This window comes from Parageobacillus caldoxylosilyticus, from assembly GCF_019272935.1.
In the GTDB taxonomy this organism is placed as follows: Bacteria; Bacillota; Bacilli; order Bacillales; family Anoxybacillaceae; genus Saccharococcus; species Saccharococcus caldoxylosilyticus.
This window is the reverse complement of sequence record NZ_CP040553.1, coordinates 3169000-3192463: the sequence shown is the minus strand read 5'-3', so window position 1 is coordinate 3192463 and position 23464 is coordinate 3169000. Positions and strand designations below refer to the sequence as shown.

Below are 23464 nucleotides of genomic sequence, written 5' to 3'. Positions count from 1 at the left end.
GGTATCACCTACTTTTCAAGATGGCGTTTTGCCGGTCCTGAATAACGGACTAAATCATCGCGGTTTGGACATGGACCTTTGATCAATACTCCGTTTTGCAATTCTTCGAACGCGTGGGCGACAATTCCCATTCCCCGCGAAAGAGCAAAAATTCCTTTCGCCGCCTCCGCAGGAATGGACAGTTCACATTGGATCGCGGCGGCAACACCATCAATATTCATCGTAATTTTCTTTCCTTTTGCTCGTTCTAGCTGCGTCCGATATGCTTCGGCAATGGCCAAATACCGCCCTTTAATTTCTCCTTCCTCTATGAAACGTTGAGCCAGCGCATAAAGCCTTCTGACGCGAGGATCATCATCATGCAACTGATGGCCAAATCCCGGCAGCTTTTTCCCTTCACGTTGAAACAAGACAAACTTTTCTTCCACAATAGAGGAAAGTTCCTTCTCAGGATGTGCATCAAGGAGAGAACCTGTTTCATAAAACAAATGCATCGCTTTTTCCACCGCTCCGCCATGAACATCGCCAAGCACATTAATTCCTGTTGCGACACACGAATTAAATGAAATTCCACAAGTCGCCGCCATGCGTGCCGCGGCAATCGATGGAGCGCGCGGGCCATGATCCGCTCCAGCTACAAGAACACTTTCCAATAATTTCGCCTTTTTCTCGCTTAATATCTTCCCGCATAGCAAAAGGTAGAGCATTTGCGTGTAAGATATATTTCCGATTAATTCTTCAATCGGGTATCCTCGAATAATAATTTCATTTTTTTTAATATTGCTAATGGATGTTTCCCACCACGCCGTTCCATTAGCGTACATATCTAACGCGCTTCTTTGTTTCATCTTGTATTCTCTCCTTATCGATCCACTCTGGTTCACTGATCATGCAAAAGTTTTAGATCGATCTAATAAATTAAATGGGAAGAGAGAGTATCCTAGTTGTTTTATTATCCATCCACTAGTTTGTTAGATCGATCTAATGAGCGTTTTGCGATTAGATCGATCTAATATATTTTCAACACTACTCGAAGCATTTTCTCCCTCCTTTCCCTCCTTTCGATCCAGAGCCGAAAAAGTTTTGCTATCAAACTAGTTAGATCGATCTAAAAAATGATATAACTAGTCGGAAAATTCCATCGATTTGTCTTCATTATATGTCGTTCTGTAAACGTTGTCAATATCAAAATATCCTTTCAATAAAAATCGCTACGAAAATACTGACTGTCATATAACCAATCGCAAACGCTATGTTCCATATGCCAATACGGTATGGATTGGCTTGTAATTCTTCTGCCAAAATCGATACAGATATATTGTATGGACTATACATCACCGTCGCTAAGCTGCAGCATATTAATACAACCGCCAAAGGAACTGCCGGGATCATCGGCAATATCGGCCGCAGCAACGAAGCGAGCAACGTCAGTCCCACTAAAGGGTGAAACCCGCAAAAAGATGTAACGAGGAAATATCCCCCAATCATGACGTACAACCATATAGTTTGCTCTGTTCCTTTTTGAAACGCGGTTGCCAACACGTCCCGCAATTGGGAATGGGCCAACATTTCTACAAAGAGCCCAGCGCTCAAAAACATAAAAAAATAATTGGCAAGCCCTTTCGTCCGCTCCTTCCAATGCTCGGTTGCGATAACAATATACCGTTTTGTTTTTCTCATAAACATTGCCCATAACAACGAAACGGGAACAAGCGAAATTACGACGCAAAATAAAAAGCTTTTATGAAGTATATGCTGCGCTGATGAAATCACGAAAATAAATACTGCTAACATTGCCAAAAGCTGAATGACTTTCCGGTGCACTTGGTCTGGGCGTTCCGTACGTTGAATCCCCAGTGTCAATGGGAGATCGCGATATTTATAGAATGAAAGAAGCCAATCAACGATCGTCATGACGACCGCCATAGAAAGTAAAATTGGCAGAATCATATAATAGCGGACGTGGGTGATGTCAATCGTTGTACTAATCATTACTTCCATTGGATTCCACGTCAAACATAACGCATATGCCCGCAACAAATTTTGTGTATAAAACTTGTTAGCCATTTGCTGCGGAAACTCCCGCAACGCGACGCGAAGCGATTTGACCAGCAACGGCACTGTCGCAATATTAAGAAACAACCCTAACAAGTGGCAAACGCTAAAACTGCGGCGATATAATGTGCTCATATCTGCAATTTTATGCTGCAACCATGAACTAAGACTTTGATCATAGCGCCCGACGCGAATGAGAGAATTCATAAACGGAAGCACAAAAAAAAGGGAAAGCAGGCCCAGCACCGGCTCAAAATGCAGGATAAATGTATGCCAAGGATAATCATGATACAAAAATAATATCGTTCCCATCACGAAAAATACAGCCCCTGAAATGGCGTACACTCCTCGCGCATAAAAAGCGGAAACAATAAGCGCAGCCATCGCCAGAATCCCGGTACTGTAACGAATGACACTTCCAGACACAAACTGCGACACGACATAGAGCAGAACAACAGACGTATAAAGCAAAACTCGCAACAAAATCCCCCTCTTTTTGTCTTTGTTCATAATAGTACAACAAATGAGGCAGTCTGAAAATCCTTCCAGCCTATATTTTACGATGAATCTATACAATATGAAAACACAGCCAGCCCTCTGTTTATAGAGAGCTGGCTGTTAACATGCATTACTGCAAAAAATTCCGTTTGCCGCGTTGGAAAACCGTGATTTTCTTAACCAAACAGAAAACATCTAGATAAAAATCTGGATCGTGGGATGTGCTAATCCTCTGAATGAGGCCATCCTTAAAAAAGAGTAAAAAGAGCATTTTCATTTTGCCATTGATTTTCTAGGGCGGCAAAGGACATTTTTGCCCACCACCCTCAGCCCACGCAAAAAATAAATTGTTGTTATGTAAACTATACGATTTGACCAAAAAACGTCAAACATCCAAATATCCTTGATATATAACTTGATATATAACATCCCGCTTTAGCTGACGAAAGCAAAATCGCCAGTGCATCCCCCATTTTTCGGCCGTTTTTGGACCATGCATCGGCAATAGGACGGGGGAAAGAGCATGATGCCCACCCGTCACTGTTTTCGCTTGTCAATCAGCTTTTCCAATACGACCGCCACGCCGTCTTCCTCATGTGAGGCGGTTACCATGTCGCTGACTTCTTTTAATTCGGGAGCGGCGTTTCCCATCGCCACACGGTAGCCGGCGACAGCGAACATCGATAAATCGTTATGGCTATCACCGAAAACAACCGTATCTTTCAGATCGATGCCGTAATGGGCGGCCAGTTTCATGAGCGCCTGTCCTTTCGTCGCCTGTTCATGGTTAATTTCGATGTTGTTTGGGTGCGACGAGGTGACGGTAATGCCGGAAATGCCGGCAAACTGGGCGGCCGCTTCTTGCAAACGTTCTTGATCGAGAGAAAAAATGAGCACTTTATAAAATACGATTTGCCTCTCCTCCCAGATGGTGCGAATATCATCGACATATGTCACGCGCGCCTGCTGGAACTGCTTTTCGACGATGCGCTTTAATTCGGGAGCGATATCGCTTGCCCGCTCGGCCGCCGCCTCGAGGTGGGCTCGGTTATGGAGCCCGACATAGACCGCATCGCCCGTATAAATTTCGCAATATAACTCAGGCTGCGCGCGCACCCATTCGAGCGCCGGAATCAACTTTTCCTTGTCAAGCGGCACATCGCCAAGCACCGTCCCATCTTCTAATGTCATCACCGCGCCGTTTAAACTCATAATCGGGCAAACAAGCCCCGCATCCTGAAGCGGCGCGCGCGCATCTTTATACGCCCTGCCCGTCACAATCGCCACAATATGGCCTTGCCTTTGCGCTTTTGCAATAGCCTCTTTATTTCTTTCACTCACCCGCCCTTGCGAATTGAGCAGCGTCCCATCCATATCTAATGCAATTAACACTATTGCATCCCTCTTTCTCTTTATGTGCGTTTGTAAATTCACTACTCCATCGCAGTCAATTTGCCGTTTTATTTCTGCATTTATTGAATCGGCAAACAGCACATCATAGGAATAAATTCCGACAATGTCATCGATATCTTGGACAAATTTTCTTTTCTGTTCTCCTTCATAATCAATTGACAAATCAATATTCGAATTATAGCGCTCCGCATTCTTGGCCCTTGAATCGAATAAAATCACTTTCCGAATGCCACGTTCATGTTGAAAATAGTCCATTCATTTTTGGTATACATCTTCATGAATTCCATACATCGCGATCAATCGCTTCTTTATTTATATTCTCAAGCAGCTTGTACTCTAATTTGGGTTTTAATCTAAAACATTTCAAAAGTCCTGCGTACATGTTCGGACGCAGGAGTCCGCAGCACTTCCATCGTCCGGATCGGCAGTTTGCGCAGCACCGGAGCAAGCATTTGCTTCGTTTCTTTTTTCATGCGGATTTCCCGCGGCATTTTCCCAAGCCGCAGCAGCATATCCAAAAAGCTTTTTTGCACGCGCATCACCACATTCTCAACCGGAAGCAAATCGTTATGGATAATGAGCCCACTATTTGCGTCCACCGCCAGTACAAATATCGGAAAATACGGACGCTCCCCGCGCTTCTTTTGAACCGGACGATTGATATACCCCGCGTCAAACTCGATGCTGCCGTAGTATACTTGCCCAATATTTTTGACCATTTTCATCAGCTTCGGATCGACAAGCAGTTCATACGCCGGCGCTTTTTCCCCGGCTTCCAGCCCGGCAAGCGGAACAAGGCCATCGCGCCAAACGACGGTTCCTTCCCTTTTTTCGCCGATGCGGGCAAATATCTTATCATCCTGGAGAAACACTGGAAGGGAAAGTTCTCCTTCCCCGACACGCCGCGCGACATCCAATGCCTGATCAAGCGCTGCCGTCACCAATTTCGCTTCTTCCTCGGAAATCGTCCACGGATAATATCCCGGAATAAAACTGCGAAACTGTGGCCACTGCTTTTTCCCGCGGAACGTCATGCCTTGGGAGCGGAGGAGCTCATAGTCCTCTTTGCTTAATTCATTTCGGTCGGCAAAGGAAATAAGCACCGCCCGCTGTGTATACACAGGATCTTGTTCGGGATATGGATGTTTTAATAAATGCTGCAGGCTTTTGTATCCTTGCTCCCCGATATATACGACCATGCCATGCTCTTGGCCAAGCGCGCCAATGACAGAACAATATAAACGCTCGTTCGTTTCCGGATCGATGACAAGGAAAATTTCATCATCATCCATCCATTGCCACGGCGCTAACCGGTTAAACGCCACCGCTTTTTCCAGCAGCGCCTGCCATACGTTTCCTTGTGCCGCCTTCCCTTTCTTCCCAGTCTCTTTTCGCGCTTTCTTTTTGATTTCCTTGCCAACTTTTTTAGGCAGCGAATCCAGTTTTGCATTGACCATCGCTGTCAATTCCTTTGTCTCGATTGCCTCTGGATTCCATCCCTCGCCCATGCTGTCTTCTTCCGGCGCAACCCGCACCGCCTTGAGGCAAACGGGATAGACGGCATCCGGCTGCGGTTCTATTATTTTTTCAAGCACGATCTCATGCTTCCAGTAATCGCCGAAGTCATAAATATACAAGCAGCGATCTCCCTCCTCGACGAGCCAATCGAAAATCCGCTCCTTATGCTCCTCATAGTCCGCGTCGCTCCATCCAGCGCCGCCATCATTGCCGATTTCGATGCGCTGCTTCGCCGTTCCGCGCGTTTTCGTGATGTAAAACGTATGCAAATGCCGGTCTTCCCAATCAAACGCTTTTTGCAGCACGTGATGAAGCTCGGCGAACGTCATCTCGCTTGGCACCAATAACCGCCGCCACACCGGCGGGCGAATATCTTTTAACTGCGCTTTTAGTTGATAGATCATACTATTTTCCTCCATATCGTCACGAAATTTTCCTACTTTTCATTCTACCATTTATTGATGATAATTGTTAAGGAGAGGACAAAATAGAACAAATACGACGGCAAAAGAAACGATTAACATAAACAGATATTCTTTCCGCACTCCCTATTCCCAAGGAAACATATCGCTCGCGCGGCATCTTAGGCGCCGACGACCGCGCGGGAATCGGGTGATCTTAGAAATACTTGATTTCATTCGCCATTCCCGCTTCCAAGGAACGCTTAAAATCGCCTTCACCGTCGAGGAAGAAATCGGCTGCCTCGGCTCGCGCCATATCGACCCAACATTTTTGCAGGACGTCGACGCCGCGATTGCCGTGAACCGCCGCGGAACGCGCGACATCGTCACTTCTTGCGCTGGCATTGTGCCGTTTTGCGACGACAATTACGGCCGCATTTTTGAAACAGCCGGAGCACTCGCCGGCATGCCCGACTGGAAAATGACCCACGGCGGACTCAGCGATGCCAAAGTCTTCGCTGAATTCGGCATTTCAGCTGTTAACTTATCCGTCGGCTACCAACACGAACATACCGAATTCGAAACACTCGACTATAAAGTAACGCTGGAAACGGTGCTTCTGCTTGAAACGGTATTTGAAAACAACATGATCATAGAAGAACTCGTCGCAATGTGTAAGGGTTAGAAGAAAAATTTAAAGTAGAGTGGAACAAAACAACCACTCTACTTTTATGTATTTTTGATTTATCCATGTTTCTGTCGCTGCTTATTCGCTTGTTTGGCGCTCTTGGCGAATCGTCTTAAAATATTTCGTGAACTCCGATTCGCCTAAATAGGAAAGGTTATAAGTATTGTTTTGCTCTTGTCATGCTTGTAGAAAAAGAAGGTTACCTCTTAAACTAGAAAGATAATGTGCAAAACTATTCTATTTTTTGTTTTCTTTCCTTTCAAAATAGACATGCAACCGATACTCGCAAATCTCTTTTGTCCATTGATACAGAATTTCTTCATCTTCTTTTGCAATGGAAAAGTTAAGAGAAAAGACGCCGTTTTCAAAAGAAAGGAGACCGTTCGAACTTCCGCTCCATTTCGTCATTGGCATTTCAGCAATCAGTTTGCTTACTTTTTCTTCATCATAAATCCATAGCTGTTTTGTTTTCTTGTCTGAAAAGTCGATTCGTTTGCGATATTCTTTTTCCATTAAATATTGATGGAAAAACGGCGCTGCTTCTTTTGGCGTAATCGGCAGGTGCCAACGCGAGGACCCGCGGTTTAACATTGCGTGCAATACGCACCATTTTATAGCTCTTAGCCATGGGTGTTCGTTCAGCTTCGACTAGCCACGATTCGTACTTTAAGAAAACTTCTTTCTCTTTCTCCGATAATTCGTCCGCCCAGTATAAAAAGCCCACATATGATTTAAATTCGGACTTGTATTCTGCCGCATCGCTTCTTCCACGCAAATGAAGCTGCAAATACGTAGGACGATAACCTAATTCCTGTTTCAGCTGCTTATAGTCCCACAGCAGCTTTTCTCGACGCGGCTGGCGCTTTTTTCTCATTTCTTCTAATAAGTTAACAGCCTGTATATCTAAATGAAGCGAGCAATTGTCGGGAACGGTCGGTATCACCTTTTCTCTTTTTCCATTTTTCTCCGCATTGCGCTCTGTATCAAACAGTTTCAGTTTCACATCAGCATTTCGGTAATTCCCAATTAAATCGATAATGACGCAATAATCCTTTCCTTCATACAGCCGAAGTCCACGGCCCACTTGCTGGGTAAACACAGTAAGCGACTCCGTCGGCCGGACAAACAGCAATGTATCCACCGATGGAATATCGACGCCTTCATTAAATAAGTCCACCGTGAAAATAGCGTCTAATTCTCCTTTTTCCAGCATTGCAATTGCCCTGTCACGAGGAATGTCTGTCTGCTTAGAGTGAAGACTGACCGTTCGATAATTTCGTTTTCGAAAATAGTTCGATAAAAAGTCGGCTTGCTTGATTGATGAACAAAATACAAGCGTTCTTGTTTTCTTATATTTCTCCCATGCCTTTAAAATCTTGTCCGCCATGTCTTCCCTTAGCTGCGCTTGAAGCAGCTCTGCCTCATCATAGCGGTTGCCGAGCCATTTGATCTTGGAATAATCCGTATCGTCATATACCCCATAGTAATGGAATGGGGCAAGCCATCCACGCTGAACCGCTTCAATAAAATCAATTTTGTAGGCGACATTTCCGCCACAAATCGCATATACGTCTTTGTTGTCATTTCGATCTGGAGTTGCGGTAATGCCAAGCAGAAATTTTGGCTCGAAATAGTCAAGCACCCGCTGGTAAGAACGCGCCGCAGCGTGATGGAATTCATCGATGATAATTAAATCGAACGCGTCTTTGGAAAAGGCTTTTAAATGTTTTTTCATGCTTAACGTAAAAATGGAAGCAAAAATAATGTCGGCATCCTTTTCTTTTTCATTTCTATCATAAATGCCAAACGTTTTATTCGAGATAACCCGCTTAAATGAGCGTTTTGCCTGACGAAGAATTTCTTCACGGTGCGCAATAAACAACACTTTTGGAAAGCGACGGGCAAAAAACGCGGCCAAATACGTTTTCCCAAGCCCTGTCGCCATGACGACCATCGCCCGGTCGTAGCCTTCTTCATAAGTCGCTTCCAGCCGTTCGAGCGCTTCCACTTGGGCAAAGCGCGGTTGAATCGTTTCATAGGTCACCGTTGCCGGATCATGAATGATGCTATGATCAAATTCTTTTGCATCCGCCTCCATTTTCTCTAGCGGAAGCATTAATTCAACTTCTTCCGCTTCCGCCCATGTTCGCGCAAGATTTGGATGCCGCTGGTGATAGTCATGATACTGGTTTTCATAGTCTTTTAGCGTCTCTTCGTTCACTTGTACAGTTTCATCGGCATAAAACAGCTTTAAAAACTCTTCCATCGCTTCTGCAAATACGTTTTCATCAACGCTTTTGTCCAGCCCGATGTTCCACTCGATTCCTTCTGTCAGCGCCGATTTCGACAAGTTGGAAGAACCGACAATAAAATAGCCGCTCTTTGTGTTTTCAAATAAATATGCTTTTGGATGAAAAGATACTCCCCTGCTTCGCCATAAACGGACTTCGATGTCCGGATGAATAGAGATCAGCTCACGAAGCGCTTCCGGCTGGGTGACAAAGAGATAATCGCCAGCGCAAATTTTGATATCCGCCCCTCGTTCCGCCGCTTTTTTCAATGTTTCCTTCAACAGGCGGACACCCGATTTCATCACGAACGAGGTCAGTATGTATATGGTCGACGATGTTTCAATATATTCCTGTATCTTTTCGATAAGATTGCGTTGAATGAATTCGACCTTACTCATCGTGTACCTCGACTAAAAAAATTTTTTCTTTAAACCCTCCTCGCTTTTCCGCTTTTTCTGCTCGAATTTGCTCGACACGTTCAAACGTTCCCCCATGGCATTCAGCAAGGGAATGAATAATTTCCAACACATCCGCCAATTCTTCTAGCGCAGTTTCGTCATCACTCGCATTCATATATTCTTCTAATTCTTCAAATGCTTTTTTTCGCAGCTCTTTGCGATATTCGTCATCTCCCAATATTCTCGTTGCAAATGTTTTTCCCGCTTGTTCAATAATTTGCGGAATTTTATCACGGACAAGTTTGTTGTATACCGGCATTATATCCTCTCCTATTTTTTGTTTTCTCTTTACATATTTTACAGGATTATTCCCTTGTTTGAAATGTGCACTTTTCTGCTCTCTATCGAAAAATGAATCATCGTCTTTCAGAAACGATAATCGCTTTAAAGGGTTTGTCTTTACGACCAATGTTATTAGTTGGCAACTTCCTCTCTATCCAACTCTCAAACAAGATAATCCCACATGGTCTGGGAGATTGGATAACATCACCGCCAACCTAAGAAATGCCCCTATTTAAGTTCTCCTTTCCAACCCCAACACCCAAACGTTAGGACCCATTATCTTAACCAGCTGCATTCGTCAATGCAACTAAATAATTCTGCCGAAAAACCGGGATGAATCGTCCATAAATGGCTTCTATGGTTCATCTGCGAGCTTGGTTAAGCACTTCGGACAACGCGGTATTCATGAAAGAAAAAATTCGTATCCAAACCGAAATATGATATACATACTGAACATGCTCATAAGGAAATATAAGTAACAAACGATGATTATTTCCGCTGACAGAAACGAAAGGGGATACGATGAGAAACATTGCTGCTTTATTTTCCATACTGATGCCTGGATTTGGGCAAATATATAATGGCCAATTCATGAAAGGGGCCTTCTTTATCATTGTGGAACACTTTCACAATATATTCGGGCGAATCAACCAAGCCATTCATCTTGATTTTAACGGATTACATCAACAAGCGGTTGAGACAACTGATTTTGGGTATTTGCTATTTTATCCTGGATTTTACGCTTATTGCGTATGGGACGCATGGTATCACGCAAAACCGAATGCGGACAAGGCAAAAACTGCCATTCCTTTTCTGATAGGAGGTTTTCTAGGAGAGATTGGCGCAATATTCGCAAACCGGCTGCCGATACCTACTCTAATGGTCGCCATGTTCATGATCATTCCGATGATTTGCGGCATCATTGTATTTAGAGATCAATAAGCGCATCTTTTGTCTATTTGTGCTGCCAGCTAGTGGAACAACCAAATCAGTACTTTAAAGAAGCATTTTTAATATTTCATTTTCTCCCGGACATACTAAACGATAAGCAAATCAATCATAGGAGACGATGGATCCATGGACAGAATCCTTTTGTGGGCATTGCTGATTATTGGCATGGTCTTATTGCTTTTTAGTTTACGAAAACCGTTAATCAAAGACACGGTTTTAGTGTACTTATTGAAAGCCTATTTTTCCAGCTTTTTTGGCGTTATTGTTGCAGGAGCACACTTAATTGAATACCCTGTAAGGTTTTTAGGCCAATATTTCAACACGAGCATTCTTTTTGAATACTTTCTATATCCTATCATGTGTGTTTATTTTTATCAAACCTCTTATCATTCCAGCGTTCTAGGCATTATTGTACAATGCGCATTATATACCGCTGCTTTAACGACCCTTGAGGTTCTTTGTGAAAAGTATACGGATTTAATTGAGTACCATGGATGGACGGGGATGTATTCGTTTATAACAATTTTTCTTCTATCGTTTTTCGTTCGTATGCTGATGAAGCTAATCAACAAAAGGGAACAGTCAGCAAGCTAGTGTCATGACCACTTTTCGGTCAATGGAAGCTTCATCCCTAAGAGTAAACCGATTTCTACCTAACGCCAACCAACACATTAAGGACTCCTTTCTAACGAAGATGGTGCGTCCACCTATTCATTGCCAGAAAGAAATCCTTTTGTTTCTAAGGATTCGCGTTGCCGTTTAGAATTTTGTTTTTGTTGAAACGGCTTAAACCGAACCACGGTGATGCCCCGCTATGCACGATGGTTTCGTTTCCTGTGCAAACAGGATGGATGGCAAGTTAGAGAACAATTTTAATCTAATTGATTCGCCGACAACCCAACGCCGGGGCGCAGCTTATACTTTTTCGCGATGGCAGGATGCTATCTGTTCTTCAGAAACTGCAACATGCGTTGCAATATGTAAAGCTTCATTTTAAAAAATAAGTCTAATTTTCTGCTGCTTTTTCTATATATGTAGTAATAGATTCTAAAAGGGAGGCAGCAGAGCAGATCATGATGCTGTACGATGTGAAAAACAAGCTATTCTACAAAGTCATCAATTCAGGCCGACCAAAAATGACAAATTTCCCTCACAAAAGGGCATGGGGATATGTCTGGAAAACGGTGAACGGGGAACGGGTTAAGTTTTGGTTTGACTTTGCAAAAGGGCGGTATATGTATTTTCAATACGGCCGCAAGTGGTATCGCGTACGATATTTGCAGTCGAATGATAAAAAGACGAATGAAGATATTTTCAATGGGGTGCTGATTGATTTAAGCATCGATGGGCAGGAGTTAAAACTATTGAAAGGAAATGTTGAAAAATATGAAAAACAAGCGATATGACGTCAGTGGCAATAATAAGGTGGCGAAGAGGGACAGAGACCTCCTCGCCACCTTCCTTTTTTGCTTTACGCCCACCACATATTTGGCAATTCCTTTCTGAAAAGCAGCTTTTTCAGCAAATCAATTGCCTTCGCTAATCCTTCATCAATCGAAGCCAACATATCTTCATGTTCAATCGAAAGCACATAATCATATCCTACCGCGCGAAGCGTACTGACGATGTCTCGCCACATTTTTTCGTTTTGCCCGTATCCGACGGTGCGGAACACCCAAGACCGTTCTAATATGTTGCTGTAATGTTTCGTATCCAGCACACCGTTAACCCGGATATTTGTCGGATCCATGTACGTATCTTTCGCATGCACATGGAAGATAGCCTTTTCGCGCCCTAGCTTTTTAATTGCTTCGACGGGGTCAATTCCCTGCCATAGCAGATGGCTCGGGTCAAAATTGGCACCGATGCTGGCACCGACATGTTCGCGTAATTTTAATAGCGTTTCTGGATTATATACGACAAAGCCAGGATGCATCTCAAATGCAATTTGGTGAATGCCATGGGAAGAAGCGAATTGTGCTTCTTCGCGCCAATAAGGAATGACGATTTCCTCCCATTGCCATTTCAGAATCTCTAAATATTCCGGCGGCCACGAACAAGTGACCCAGTTCGGGTATTTGGCGCCCGGATGGTCGCCTGGGCACCCGGAAAATACATTGATGACGGGAACTTCCAGTTTCTCTGCCAAAAGTACAGTTTTTCTCCATGTGTCATGCGACTGTTTGGCAAAGTTCTTGTCTGGATGAAGCGGGTTGCCGTGGCAGCTTAGAGCGCTGATGGTCAAGCCCCGGTCCTCCACCGCTTTCTTGAAAGCCTTTATCTTTGCCGGATCTTCCAACAGCTGATCAGGATCGCAATGTTTATTGCCAGGGTAATTTCCTGTTCCCAATTCAACCGCTTCTACTCCCATCTTGGCAACCTTATCTAACATCTGCTCGAATGGCAAATCTTGATATAATACGGTAAACACACCTAGTTTCACTTGAATCCCCCTCTTCAAAATCAAGAAATGGAAACCCATTTTCGCAAACGATGGCTTTCTAATATCGCATCTACTAATTTCATCAGCTGATGGCCGTCCTCGATCGTGGCAAAGGAAAAATGGCCAGTTTCTGTTTTCTCGGCTTTTCGTTCGCTTACTGCGGCGTAAAACTCAAGAAATAGATTTTTTAACCCATCTGGCCATCCTTCCTGATGGCCGCCTGGGTAATGGGACAAGGCAGCTGCTTGCGGCGACAAAATGGAAGGGTCGCGCACGATCTCCCGGTTTGGCTCATCACGCTTTCCAACCCATAGGCGATTAGGGTCTTCCTGATCCCACGCAATCGTTGCCGTGTCAGCGGCAATCTCGAAGTACAACCGATTTTTTCGTCCGGCGCTTACTTGTGAAACGGTGAACACTCCGTGAGTGCCATCCTCAAAATGAATGAGCACACTTCCACAATCCTCTGTATCAATATAGATATTTTCTCTCTCTTTTTCGTTGCTGGATGCAAATGTGCTTGCTTGATGTTTTGACTTTCTCCGAATCGGATGCACCGTCTTTAGATCGGCGAACACTTCCGTAATTTTCTTTCCAAGCACATATTGCACTGTATCACACCAGTGCGAGCCGATATCGGCAATGGCCCTTGAGGCGCCGTTCTGTAATGGGTCCAGCCGCCAGTTATAATCCGTATCATATAAGAGCCAATCTTGGACATATCCGCCATAGACTAAGTGGACCCGGCTGCATTCGCGGGCAAGTATTTCTTTTACTTCTGCCACCAATGGGTAATGCCGATAATTAAAGCAGACGGCGCTGATGACCGGACTTTTTTTCGCTAATTCGTTGAGTTCATCGGATTGTTTGCTGTTGATGGCCAGCGGCTTTTCCGATAATAAATGCTTGCCGGCTTCCAATACGGCTTTATTTATCGGAAAATGCAGATAGTTTCTTGTGCAGTTATGAACCACTTCTACTTCGGGATCTTGAATGAGTGCATCATAGTCGCCGTATGCTTTCGGAATTCCAAATTGTTTCGCCTTTTCCACTGCCTTTTCTTGGCTGCTTGAAGCAATGGCGACAATTTGCACTTGAGGGAGGCGGCGCAACGCCTCGATGTGGGAAACGGCAGAAAATCCGGTGCCGATAATGCCGACGTTAATTTTTCTCATCGTCCGATTCCTTCCCCTTTGCTGCAATCTCCTCGAGCGGAGGAACATTGCCAAAGACCATCTCCCCGCGGTTAACAGGTGCGACCCAACGAACCGCATTGGCAATGACTTTTAAAATTTGCGGATGGTAATAAGTCGGATACGTTTCATGTCCGGGACGGAAATAGAATATTTTCCCTTTTCCGCGGGTAAAAGTGCATCCGCTGCGGAACACTTCGCCACCTTCAAACCAGCTGATGAAAATGACTTGATCCGGTTCAGGGATATCAAAAAATTCGCCATACATTTCTTCCTGATCCAACTCGATGTACGGCCCGATCCCTTCGACAATCGGGTGGCCTGGAGCCACGACCCATAAACGTTCTTTTTCGTTCGCCTCGCGCCATTTTAAATTGCAGCTCGTGCCCATGAGCTTTTTAAAAATTTTCGAAAAGTGTCCGGAGTGAAGAACGATCAGCCCCATCCCTTGCAGCACCCGCTGGTGGATTTTTTCTACCACTTCGTCCTTTACTTCCGCGTGGGCGACATGGCCCCACCAAATAAGTACGTCGCAACGGTCTAACACTTCATCCGTTAAACCGTGTTCCGGTTCGTCCAAGGTGGCGGTTGTGACATGAAATGCTTCCTTTTTTAAATAATCTCCAATGACATGATGCATTCCGTTCGGATATATGTTTCTTACCTTCTCCTCTTGCTTTTCGTGACGAAACTCGTTCCAAACGACCACGCGAATTGCAAATGTCATTCCTTCTCCTCCTTACCATTCCATAAACACTTGCTTGCCTTGTTCGGATGATTGATAGACAGATTCTAGTATTTTTCCAATCAACAGCCCCTGCTCTGCGGTGCAAAGCGGCGGAGTATTGTTTTCAATGCTCGTAATAAAGCTTTCAAATACATCAAACCGTTCATCATTCTCCTCAAAATGCAGCAATACATCCGCCGGAACCCCATTTTCTTCGCGAAACAGTTTGACTTCCTGCCCGCCGCCGGATAAATCAATGTTCCAGCATACCCCGCCTTCCGTGCCAAGCAGCTCTACATATACTCTTTCCTGCTCAATATGGGAAGCCCAGCTAGTTTCTAAGACGATGGTCGCTTCGTTTTCCAGCTCGATGAATGCGGCAGCAAAATCCTCCACCGTATATACGGCATCCGCCGCAAATGATTTCCCCAGCCAGGCCCCTTTATGTCGTGGGCCAAATTTGGCATATGTTTTTCCGACCACCGAGATAGGCCGTGGATATCCTAGCATCCACAACGTCAAGTCCAGCATATGCACGCCTAAATCAATCAACGGCCCGCCGCCGGATAAATTCTTGTCGAAAAACCAAGTTCCCCATACAGGAATTCCCCTGCGACGTATCCATCCTGTTTTGGCGTAGTAAACCTTCCCTAGTTTTCCGGATTGTACATAATGGTGGATCCATTGGGCCGCTTTGCGGAAGCGGTTGTTCATGCTGACCATAAATTGTTTTCCTGATTGATCCCGGGCGCGAATGACCGCATGAGCCTCCGCCGCATTCGTAACCATTGGCTTCTCGCACAACACATGCTTTCCTGCTTCTAGAGCTTCAACCGATACTTTGGCATGCAAAAAATTAGGCAACGTGATAATGACCGCGTCAATATCCGGGGATGCCAGCAAATCTTTATAATCTGTATAGACGAAACGAATTCCATATTTCTCTGCTTTCTCCTCGGCGGCTGTTTCATTGATGTCGCAAACGGCCAGCAACGTGACGCGGTCTGCCAGTTTGGCCGCCGCAGCCATATGAAACCTAGAAATGCCTCCGGCCCCGATAAACCCCAGCCGTATTTTTTCTTGTTTTTGCATCAACTCTTCCCCCTTGAACTTCCTGTTTTGGTTACGCCTTTATCCTTTCACACCGCCAGAAGTCAAACCGGCAATAATGCGGCGTTGAAAAGCAAGAACGAGAATAATCAACGGAATGGTAACGACAACTGATGCTGCCGCAATATCGCCCCATGGGAGATCATGCTCCCCCGGAAACATGGCGATGCCGGGCGGCACGGTGCGCATCTCATCTCTGGTCATAAACGAGAGAGCATATAAGAACTCATTCCATGCCGCGATAAACACTAAAATCGCTGTCGTAAACATCCCCGGCGCTGCCAAAGGAACGGTAACTTTCCAGAATGCCTTCATCCGCGAGCAGCCATCGATGATCGCCGCTTCCTCCAACTCCTTTGGAAGCTCCCGAAAAAAGCTTGTTAACGTCCAAATCGTTAACGGCAAGGCAAAGGTCGTATATGGAAGCACGAGCCCCGTGTATGTGTTTAACAGCTTCATCTCGCGCAAAAATAGGAACATTGGGCTCAATGTCGCAATATGCGGAAACATTGATACAGACAATACTAGAGCCAAGATGATTTTTTTTCCGCTAAAATGAAGCCTTGCCAGCGCATAGGCGCAAAAAGAGCCGATGACCAATGAAACTAGCGTCGTTGCTACCGAAACGATGGCACTGTTTTTTAAGTAAAGGAGAAACGGCCGTTTCGTAAATACATTGATGTAATAATCGATCCATAGGCGGTTTGGCCACCAATCGGGAGGCATCTTATTAATTTGCTCCGGCGGTTTCATCGATGTAAGAAACTGCCAAATAAATGGGAACATAACAATTAAAACGAAGAGTGCGACTGCTCCGTAGAAGAGAACGTTTTTGCCGATTGAGCGAATCGTCTTTTGGACCAAGCGTTTCTCCCTCCCTCTTCATCGTCGACAAGCTGCACGCCAAGAACGGTAATAAAGAACAAGCAGATAAGAAATACACATACAAACACAATAACCGCCAAAGCAGAGCCATTTCCGAAATCTAGATAGCGCATGAGCACCTTGTAGGCGTACGTAGAAATCACTTCCGTGCTGTTTCCAGGTCCTCCGCCGGTCATGACCATCACGATATCGAAGACACGAAACGCATCAAGGGTGCGGAATAAAAGAGCCACCAAAATCGTTGGCTTTAACATCGGCAACGTAATATGCCAAAATCTTTTCCAAGCGCCGGCGCCATCCACCTTCGCCGATTCGTACAGCTCCTCCGGGATCAGCTGGAGCCCTGCCAACAGCAGAAGTGCCATAAAAGGGGTTGTTTTCCACACATCGGTGACAATCAGCGAGATAAGCGCCCACGAAGCGTCTCCTAACCAGGCTTTATACTCCGAAATAATTCCTAACTTCTTCAAAATATCGTTAATGACGCCATATTGGTCATTGTACATAAATTTCCACATCATGGCTGAGACAACTGTTGGTATCGCCCACGGCACCAATACGGCAGCCCGCACGATCCCTCGGCCAAAGAAATTGCGATGAATTAATAACGCAATGGCAAGGCCGAAAACAAATTCCAAACTTACTGATGAAACGGTAAAGATAATCGTATTCCATAGGGCATTTAACGTTCGATTATCGGTTAACAGGTTGATATAATTTTGCAATCCTACAAACGGCCGGCCAAGTCCCGGTTCAGTCAGTTTGACTGTATGGAGGCTGAGCCAAAATGTATGTACAATTGGGTACAGTGCAACAGCTGCAACCGCCAAAAGAGCTGGGGCCACCATCAACCAACCAAGCCTTGCTTCCCGTTGTTTCATTTTGTTCACTTTCTCTCCCCGCCTCTCCGCACAAAACTTCGTTACGCTGGAAATCCCCCCGCTGGTTCTTCCGCCAGCGGGAAGGACAAGGTACATTTACTTCACTATCGTCTCGATCTCTTTTTGAATATTCGCCACTGCTTCTTCTGCGCTAAGCACTCCGGTAAGAACTTTATGAATATTGCGTTGGATGGAGTCAGAAATTTCTGGATATTTCGGAGACACTGGGCGAGGCTTCGCGGCCATTAACGGTTCGAAAAACTCGGCAAAGTATGGATTTGCTTTCAATACTTCCGGATCTTTATACATTTCTTTTAAAACCGGCAAACGGCCGCCTTCGATGGCGACAATTTTTTGTCCTTCGGGACTTACGGCGAACTTAATAAATTTTACAGCCGCTTCCTTCTTTTTCTCGTCAATATTTTTATTAATGCCAAGATTCCATCCTCCAAGCGTCGCAGCGCCGGATGTCCCTTTTGGCCCCTTCGGCATTGGAATGACGCCGACTTTTCCTTTAATCTTCGACTCCGGTCCAGATGAAGCTTTCCAGGCGTAAGGCCAGTTACGATGGAATACCGCTTTTCCTTCCAAGAACACAGTCAAGCTTTCCGGTTCCTGATACGTAGTCACTCCTGGCGGTGCGACTTGTGTAACCAAGTCTTTCATAAATTTCGTCGCTTCGATGGTGTTCGGGCTATTGACGACTACTTTTCCGTCTTTGTCAAGCACGTTTCCGCCGTTTGCCCATACGTATTCCAACCAGTCACATACGAGCCCCTCATACTGATTCGCTTGAAATACAAATCCGTATTTCGTTCCTTCCTTTCCTTGCAGCTCCTTCGCCAGCGACATCAGTTCTTCAAACGTTTTTGGCGGCTGTTTTCCGTATTTTTGCAAAATGTCTTTGCGGTAGAACAAAACTCCTGCATCTGTATACAATGGAATGGCGATTTGTTTTCCCTTATACTGTGTCCCTTCTACCGGACCTGGCAAAAGTTTTTCAAGGTCCTCCTTGCTAAAATAGTTGTTGAGCGGCTCCAGCCAACCGGCAGTCCCAAATTCAGCCGGCCAAATAATATCAAGGGAAAATACATCGATGCTCGTATCTCCCGCAGCCAGCTTAGTCACATAATCGTCATGCTGGGCGTCTGATTTCTGCGGCATTTCCAATTCAACGACTTCAATGTTCTTATGTTTCGCATTAAACGCTTCCACCAATTTCTTCGATTGCGGTGTATCATCCTTGCCATGGGCCCAAACAATCTTAATTTTTTCCTTTCCATCTGATGAAGCGCTGCCGCTAGAGGAATTGGATGAACAGCCAACTGTTGCCATCAGTGTTGTGGCAAAAATAAACGTCATCGTTCTTCGCAACCACTTTTTCACTTCAAAATCCCCCCTTGGTTTAAACTAAAAATGAATTTGTGGCGATAGCTTTTAAGCTCCCTGCCACCACCTCCTCAAGATGTAATCGATTACACATTCATTTTTCCATTCCTTTTCCTCCGCAAGAATCACGGACGATCAGCCGATCCTCTAATACGAACTGCCGTCTATCCAACTTTTTTCCTTTCATTAGCTGGAGTAAAAGATTCATCGCCTTTTCCCCGATTTCAAACATTGGCTGGGAAATGGTCGTCAAATTTGGTTCGAAAATCGATGCAATTTTAATATCGTCAAAGCCAACGACGGCTATATCGTCTGGAACACGCAATGAAAGTTTTCGAATCGCCTTGATTGCCCCAATCGCCATCTCGTCATTCGCCGCAAAAATGGCTGTCGGCGGATTTTTAAGGGCAAGGAGTTTTAGCGTTAAATTATAACCACTTTCATATGAAAAATCCCCTTCCTGAATAAGTACCGGATCCACATCCAATTCATATTGCATTATCGCTTGTTGGTATCCGCGCAAACGGTCACGGCTTAAAATGATATTCATCGGGCCGGAAAGATGGGCGATGCGACGATGCCCTAGTTTAATCAAATGTTCTGTCGCCTTGCGGGCGCTGCTAATATTATCAATGGAAACGGTAGGAATGGTTGCCCCTTCTAAATACTCACAAGCAAGAACAATCGGAAATTGCCGTGACATTTCTTCCATAAGCTCTTTGTTGATACGGGCAGTTAGAAAAATCGTTCCATCTACTTGTTTTTGGCGCAAAAGATTTAAGTATTCTTCTTCCAGACGAACATTATTTTGCGTATCGCCTAATAGTACCCGGTATCCATTTTGGATGGCGACCGATTCAATCCCCCTCAATACTTTCGAAAAGAAAGGGTTCGTCATATCCGGCACTACCACCAATATCGTTTCGGTTTCCATTCTGCGCAGATTTCTTCCAAGAACATTTGGCTGATAATGGAGCTTTTCGATGGCTTCCAGCACCCGCTTTCTCGTTTCTTCCTTAACATTGCCCGCATTGCGTAAAACGCGTGATACTGTTGCTGTGGATACATTAGCTAATTTTGCAACATCTTTGATTCTTACCATTGTTACAATTCCTTTCATTATTTTAGAAGCTATCCGGAAGACGACATTTTATGTAATCGATTACATTTGTTATCACTTTATGCGGTATATTTGAGCTTTATTATTTTTTTTTTTTTAAAAAACGTAGTGCTGATCCATTGGAGCGTTGACGGGCATAAGCTTCGGCTGATGAAAGGCAGTGTGGAAAAGTACAAAAAGAGGGCAAGATAAATCCTGGATCACACCTGATCCAGGATCGTGTTGTTACACTTCGATCGAGTTCCCTTCCTCTACAATATGATAAAGAAGATGGGCCAAATGATGGATTGGGCCGTACTCCTCTTCTTCACTTTCTTCTTGTTCGTCACCGAATTCCAGATCGTTCAAATAAAGAGCGAGAAATTCATAGAAATCTTTTAGCTCAAATCCGTAGCATGCACTTGGATCTTCGTTGTCCTCCTCATATTGCAGGACAAGATACGAAACGTTTCCCTCTGCGTCCTCGGCGTCAAAAAAGACGAAATAGCCGATGTTCGTATCCAAGTCAAATAAATGTCTTGTCCCGCCTTCGGTGGCTTTGTCGAAATCTTGTTGGTTTAGTTTTTGCACTTTCATCGCTTCTACTTCATCTTCCCGGTGAAATTGAACCGTAAAGGTTTGCATGCGTCGTTTCCTCCTTGTTTTTAGAAAATGCTTAACGAATACGTTTTTGAAAGCAGTTCTAGCAGTTTCATGCCGGTGATGCTGTTGCCTTTCTCGTCCAACGCCGGACCGAAAATACCGATGCCGCACCGCTTTGGCACGGCGGCGAGGATGCCACCCGAGACTCCGCTCTTTGCCGGGATGCCGATTTTAATCGCAAATTCGCCGGAGGCGTTGTACATGCCGCACGTGACCATAAACGTCTTGCAAATGCGGGCGACATCGAGCGGCATTATTTGCTCCCCGGTAAACGGATCGCGTCCATCCATTGCGAACACAAGGCCGATGCGCGCTAGGTCGTCGCACGTCATTTCGATCGCGCATTGTTTCGTGTAAAGATCCATCAGCTCTTCGACATCTTCATTGATAATACCATGCTGCTTAAGAAAATAACAGAGCGAGCGGTTTAAAAACGCCGTTTCAAATTCGGACTGGGCTACTTCTTCCGAATACGTGATGGTCGGATTTCCTGCAAGTTTCCGGACAAACTGCAAAAGCCGCTCGAACCGCTCGGTCACCGAAGCTCCAGCAATCATATGCGTCACCGCGAGCGCACCTGCGTTGATCATTGGGTTGAGCGGCTTTGCCGGCTGCACTTCCTCCAGTTTGGCAATGGAATTAAACGGATCTCCCGTCGGCTCCATGCCTACCTTTCGAAACACTTCTTGTTCCCCTCGGTCCATTAGGACAAGCGCCAACGCGATAATTTTCGAGATGCTTTGCAGCGTCACTTTATGGGTCGTATCCCCCGCGTCGATAACATTGCCGTCGGGCATGTAAATAGCGATTGACAAATCGTTTGGATTCGCCTTGCCAAGGGCGGGAATATAATCAGCGACTTTTCCATAACGCGCATACTGTTTTGCTTGTTTGACAAATTGTTCTAATTCCGATTTTGTGTACATTCGCCATCACCTGTTGTTAGTATGGCCAGCAACATGTTCAATATGTAAAAAACCGCCAAACATTGTCTGTTTAGCGGTTTGATTGACGATTGTTTTGGACTTTCGTGTCTGGTCTTTTTCCGAAATCATAAATCATTTTATGAATGACATCATGGATGAGCAACATTTTCTCACGCTCCTCTGTCTTGTTTGCATTGATTATAGAAAATCAAACAACATGCGACATCGGAGCGCGGGTGTAACTTTGCTCGACTATTCGTATGACTATCCTATCGGTCCAAAGTTGTAAAATTTCATCATGAAGCTATCAATCCCATTTCTCTTCCTACTTCCGCAATCCGCTCCAGCGCCCAATCTAATTCTTCCTTCGTTAAAGAAGAAGAAAGAGAGAAGCGGATGCGGGACGTGCCTTCGGGAACGGTTGGCGGCCGGATCGCTACCGCGGCGATTCCGTGTTCCTGAAGCCGCTCGCTCATTTGAACCGTTTGTTCGTTTGAACCGATGATGATCGGAACGATGTGTGTCGTGCTTTTTCCGATATCAAATCCTAGCTTTTGAAGCTCATCGCGGAAATAATGGCTATGAACTTGCAACGTTTGCCTTCTTACATGTTCTTGTTGAACAATCTCAATCGATTTTTCAATTGCGCCAAGAACAGCTGGAGGTAAAGCGGTCGTAAAAATAAAGCTGCGCATTGTATTCATCAAGTAATCAATGAGCCACTGTTCTCCCGTGACATAAGCTCCAAAACATCCTAACGCCTTGCTGAAGGTGCCCATCTGGATGTCGACCTCGTCTTGCAAATGAAAATGGTGAACAAGACCTTCTCCTCTTTTTCCATAAATGCCGCTGCTATGCGCTTCATCAACCATTAAGATAGCGTTATAACGTTTCTTCAGCGTCACTAATCCTTCCAACTGCGCTATATCCCCATCCATGCTGAAAATCGAATCGGTGACAATCAACTTTCGCTTATGCGGAGATGCTTGTTTCAACAATGACTCCAAATGATCCAAATCGTTATGGCGATAACGATATCGTTCTGCCTTGCTTAATCTGATTCCATCAATAATGCTCGCGTGATTGAGCCAGTCGCTAAACACAATATCATCGCGGCCGATCAGAGACGCAATGATTCCGAGATTAGCTGTATACCCGCTATTGAAAATAAGCGCTGCCTCCGCCTTCTTCCATTTTTTTAACGCTTCTTCGGCTCTCGTATATAGTTCATAATTGCCGACAATAAGACGCGAAGCAGTGGCTCCCGCTCCGTATGTACGCATTGCTTGGCAACCTGCTTTGATTAATCGTTCATCATTCGCCAGCCCTAGATAATCGTTTGATGCTAAATTTAACATCTTCTTTCCGTTCATGACAATCCACGCGCCATCCGAAGAGGATACATTCTTCAACATGCGTTTTTGTGTTTTTTGTTCCAGTTGATGAAGTACGGATTGAATATGATTTTTCATCCTCATCCCCCAATTGTTAACTAAAATAATTTTTTTGTTTACATTATAACGATATATCTTGAATCTACACAATACGTCGAACTATTTTTGCCTCAGAAAATCAAAATCGCTTAGCGAATGA

Annotated in this window: 21 protein-coding genes and 1 pseudogene; 4 read left to right on the top strand and 18 right to left on the bottom strand. The window is 44.8% G+C overall.

All coding sequences use genetic code 11. The annotated features are described in order from the left end of the window. Positions 1-8: 8 nt before the first annotated feature. The 5 genes and pseudogenes from BV455_RS16465 to BV455_RS16450 all read right to left on the bottom strand — a co-directional run bounded on the left by BV455_RS16465 (position 9) and on the right by BV455_RS16450 (position 5888). Positions 9-848 carry a citryl-CoA lyase gene (locus tag BV455_RS16465; protein ID WP_061579826.1) on the bottom strand — a complete coding sequence of 280 codons (840 nt, stop codon included), beginning with the start codon at positions 846-848 and terminating at the stop codon, positions 9-11. A gap of 337 nt (positions 849-1185) precedes the next feature. Continuing rightward, complete coding sequence (locus tag BV455_RS16460) at positions 1186-2535, bottom strand: hypothetical protein (RefSeq protein WP_245005289.1); 1350 nt, start codon at positions 2533-2535, stop codon at positions 1186-1188. A 555-nt stretch (positions 2536-3090) separates the two neighbouring features. After that, positions 3091-3945 carry a Cof-type HAD-IIB family hydrolase gene (locus BV455_RS16455; protein WP_218688060.1) on the bottom strand — a complete coding sequence of 285 codons (855 nt, stop codon included), beginning with the start codon at positions 3943-3945 and terminating at the stop codon, positions 3091-3093. A 99-nt stretch (positions 3946-4044) separates the two neighbouring features. Next, a pseudogene (locus BV455_RS20490) lies at positions 4045-4221 on the bottom strand (nucleotidyltransferase domain-containing protein); the annotation flags it as partial. A gap of 98 nt (positions 4222-4319) precedes the next feature. Beyond that, positions 4320-5888, bottom strand: a complete 1569-nt coding sequence (locus BV455_RS16450) for a plasmid pRiA4b ORF-3 family protein (RefSeq protein ID WP_218687421.1) — start codon at positions 5886-5888, stop codon at positions 4320-4322. 208 nt (positions 5889-6096) lie between these two features. On the opposite strand from BV455_RS16450, the gene BV455_RS16445 reads away from it, so the two are divergent. Then, positions 6097-6570, top strand: coding sequence for a zinc-binding metallopeptidase family protein (locus BV455_RS16445; RefSeq protein ID WP_245005288.1), 474 nt, complete (start codon positions 6097-6099; stop codon positions 6568-6570). Between the two features lie 448 nt (positions 6571-7018). Here BV455_RS16445 and BV455_RS16440 read toward each other — a convergent pair whose 3' ends face one another. Both BV455_RS16440 and BV455_RS16435 read right to left on the bottom strand, forming a co-directional pair. Continuing rightward, complete coding sequence (locus BV455_RS16440) at positions 7019-9262, bottom strand: DEAD/DEAH box helicase family protein (RefSeq protein WP_409993883.1); 2244 nt, start codon at positions 9260-9262, stop codon at positions 7019-7021. Then, entirely contained in the window at positions 9255-9581 is a 327-nt protein-coding gene (locus tag BV455_RS16435) for a nucleoside triphosphate pyrophosphohydrolase (RefSeq protein ID WP_017436034.1), read from the bottom strand. Before BV455_RS16435 ends, BV455_RS16440 begins: the two co-directional genes overlap by 8 nt. 545 nt (positions 9582-10126) lie before the next feature. Between BV455_RS16435 and BV455_RS16430 the strand changes: the two genes are divergently transcribed. The 3 genes from BV455_RS16430 (at position 10127) to BV455_RS16425 (ending at position 11961) form a co-directional block, all read left to right on the top strand. Then, on the top strand, positions 10127-10546 hold the full coding sequence (locus tag BV455_RS16430) for a hypothetical protein (RefSeq protein WP_081161708.1): 420 nt from the start codon (positions 10127-10129) through the stop codon (positions 10544-10546). A gap of 135 nt (positions 10547-10681) precedes the next feature. Then, positions 10682-11149, top strand: coding sequence for a CBO0543 family protein (locus tag BV455_RS20485; RefSeq protein WP_017436036.1), 468 nt, complete (start codon positions 10682-10684; stop codon positions 11147-11149). 479 nt (positions 11150-11628) lie between these two features. Further along, positions 11629-11961, top strand: coding sequence for a hypothetical protein (locus BV455_RS16425; protein WP_017436037.1), 333 nt, complete (start codon positions 11629-11631; stop codon positions 11959-11961). A 65-nt stretch (positions 11962-12026) separates the two neighbouring features. Here BV455_RS16425 and BV455_RS16420 read toward each other — a convergent pair whose 3' ends face one another. From BV455_RS16420 to bioF, 11 genes are all read right to left on the bottom strand, one after another. Beyond that, the gene (locus BV455_RS16420) at positions 12027-12998 is read right to left on the bottom strand and encodes a sugar phosphate isomerase/epimerase family protein (protein ID WP_218687420.1); all 972 of its coding nucleotides are present in this window, start codon (positions 12996-12998) and stop codon (positions 12027-12029) included. A 20-nt stretch (positions 12999-13018) separates the two neighbouring features. Beyond that, positions 13019-14173, bottom strand: coding sequence for a Gfo/Idh/MocA family protein (locus BV455_RS16415; RefSeq protein ID WP_218687419.1), 1155 nt, complete (start codon positions 14171-14173; stop codon positions 13019-13021). Beyond that, complete coding sequence (locus tag BV455_RS16410; RefSeq protein ID WP_218687418.1) at positions 14160-14918, bottom strand: ThuA domain-containing protein; 759 nt, start codon at positions 14916-14918, stop codon at positions 14160-14162. The genes BV455_RS16415 and BV455_RS16410 overlap by 14 nt, the downstream gene beginning before the upstream one ends. A gap of 12 nt (positions 14919-14930) precedes the next feature. Beyond that, complete coding sequence (locus BV455_RS16405) at positions 14931-16010, bottom strand: Gfo/Idh/MocA family protein (protein WP_061579817.1); 1080 nt, start codon at positions 16008-16010, stop codon at positions 14931-14933. A gap of 39 nt (positions 16011-16049) precedes the next feature. Further along, entirely contained in the window at positions 16050-16814 is a 765-nt protein-coding gene (locus tag BV455_RS16400; protein WP_218688059.1) for a carbohydrate ABC transporter permease, read from the bottom strand. A gap of 5 nt (positions 16815-16819) precedes the next feature. After that, positions 16820-17794 carry a carbohydrate ABC transporter permease gene (locus BV455_RS16395; protein ID WP_218688058.1) on the bottom strand — a complete coding sequence of 325 codons (975 nt, stop codon included), beginning with the start codon at positions 17792-17794 and terminating at the stop codon, positions 16820-16822. Positions 17795-17890: 96 nt separating this feature from the next. After that, entirely contained in the window at positions 17891-19180 is a 1290-nt protein-coding gene (locus BV455_RS16390; RefSeq protein ID WP_218687417.1) for an ABC transporter substrate-binding protein, read from the bottom strand. A 97-nt stretch (positions 19181-19277) separates the two neighbouring features. Next, complete coding sequence (locus tag BV455_RS16385) at positions 19278-20285, bottom strand: LacI family DNA-binding transcriptional regulator (protein ID WP_218687416.1); 1008 nt, start codon at positions 20283-20285, stop codon at positions 19278-19280. Between the two features lie 243 nt (positions 20286-20528). Beyond that, a complete protein-coding gene (locus BV455_RS16380) occupies positions 20529-20927 on the bottom strand; it encodes a hypothetical protein (RefSeq protein ID WP_061579815.1) in 399 nt (132 codons plus the stop codon). A 20-nt stretch (positions 20928-20947) separates the two neighbouring features. After that, on the bottom strand, positions 20948-21871 hold the full coding sequence (glsA, locus tag BV455_RS16375; protein WP_081161688.1) for a glutaminase A: 924 nt from the start codon (positions 21869-21871) through the stop codon (positions 20948-20950). Between the two features lie 296 nt (positions 21872-22167). Continuing rightward, positions 22168-23343 carry an 8-amino-7-oxononanoate synthase gene (gene bioF, locus BV455_RS16370; RefSeq protein WP_218687415.1) on the bottom strand — a complete coding sequence of 392 codons (1176 nt, stop codon included), beginning with the start codon at positions 23341-23343 and terminating at the stop codon, positions 22168-22170. Positions 23344-23464 lie beyond the last annotated feature (121 nt).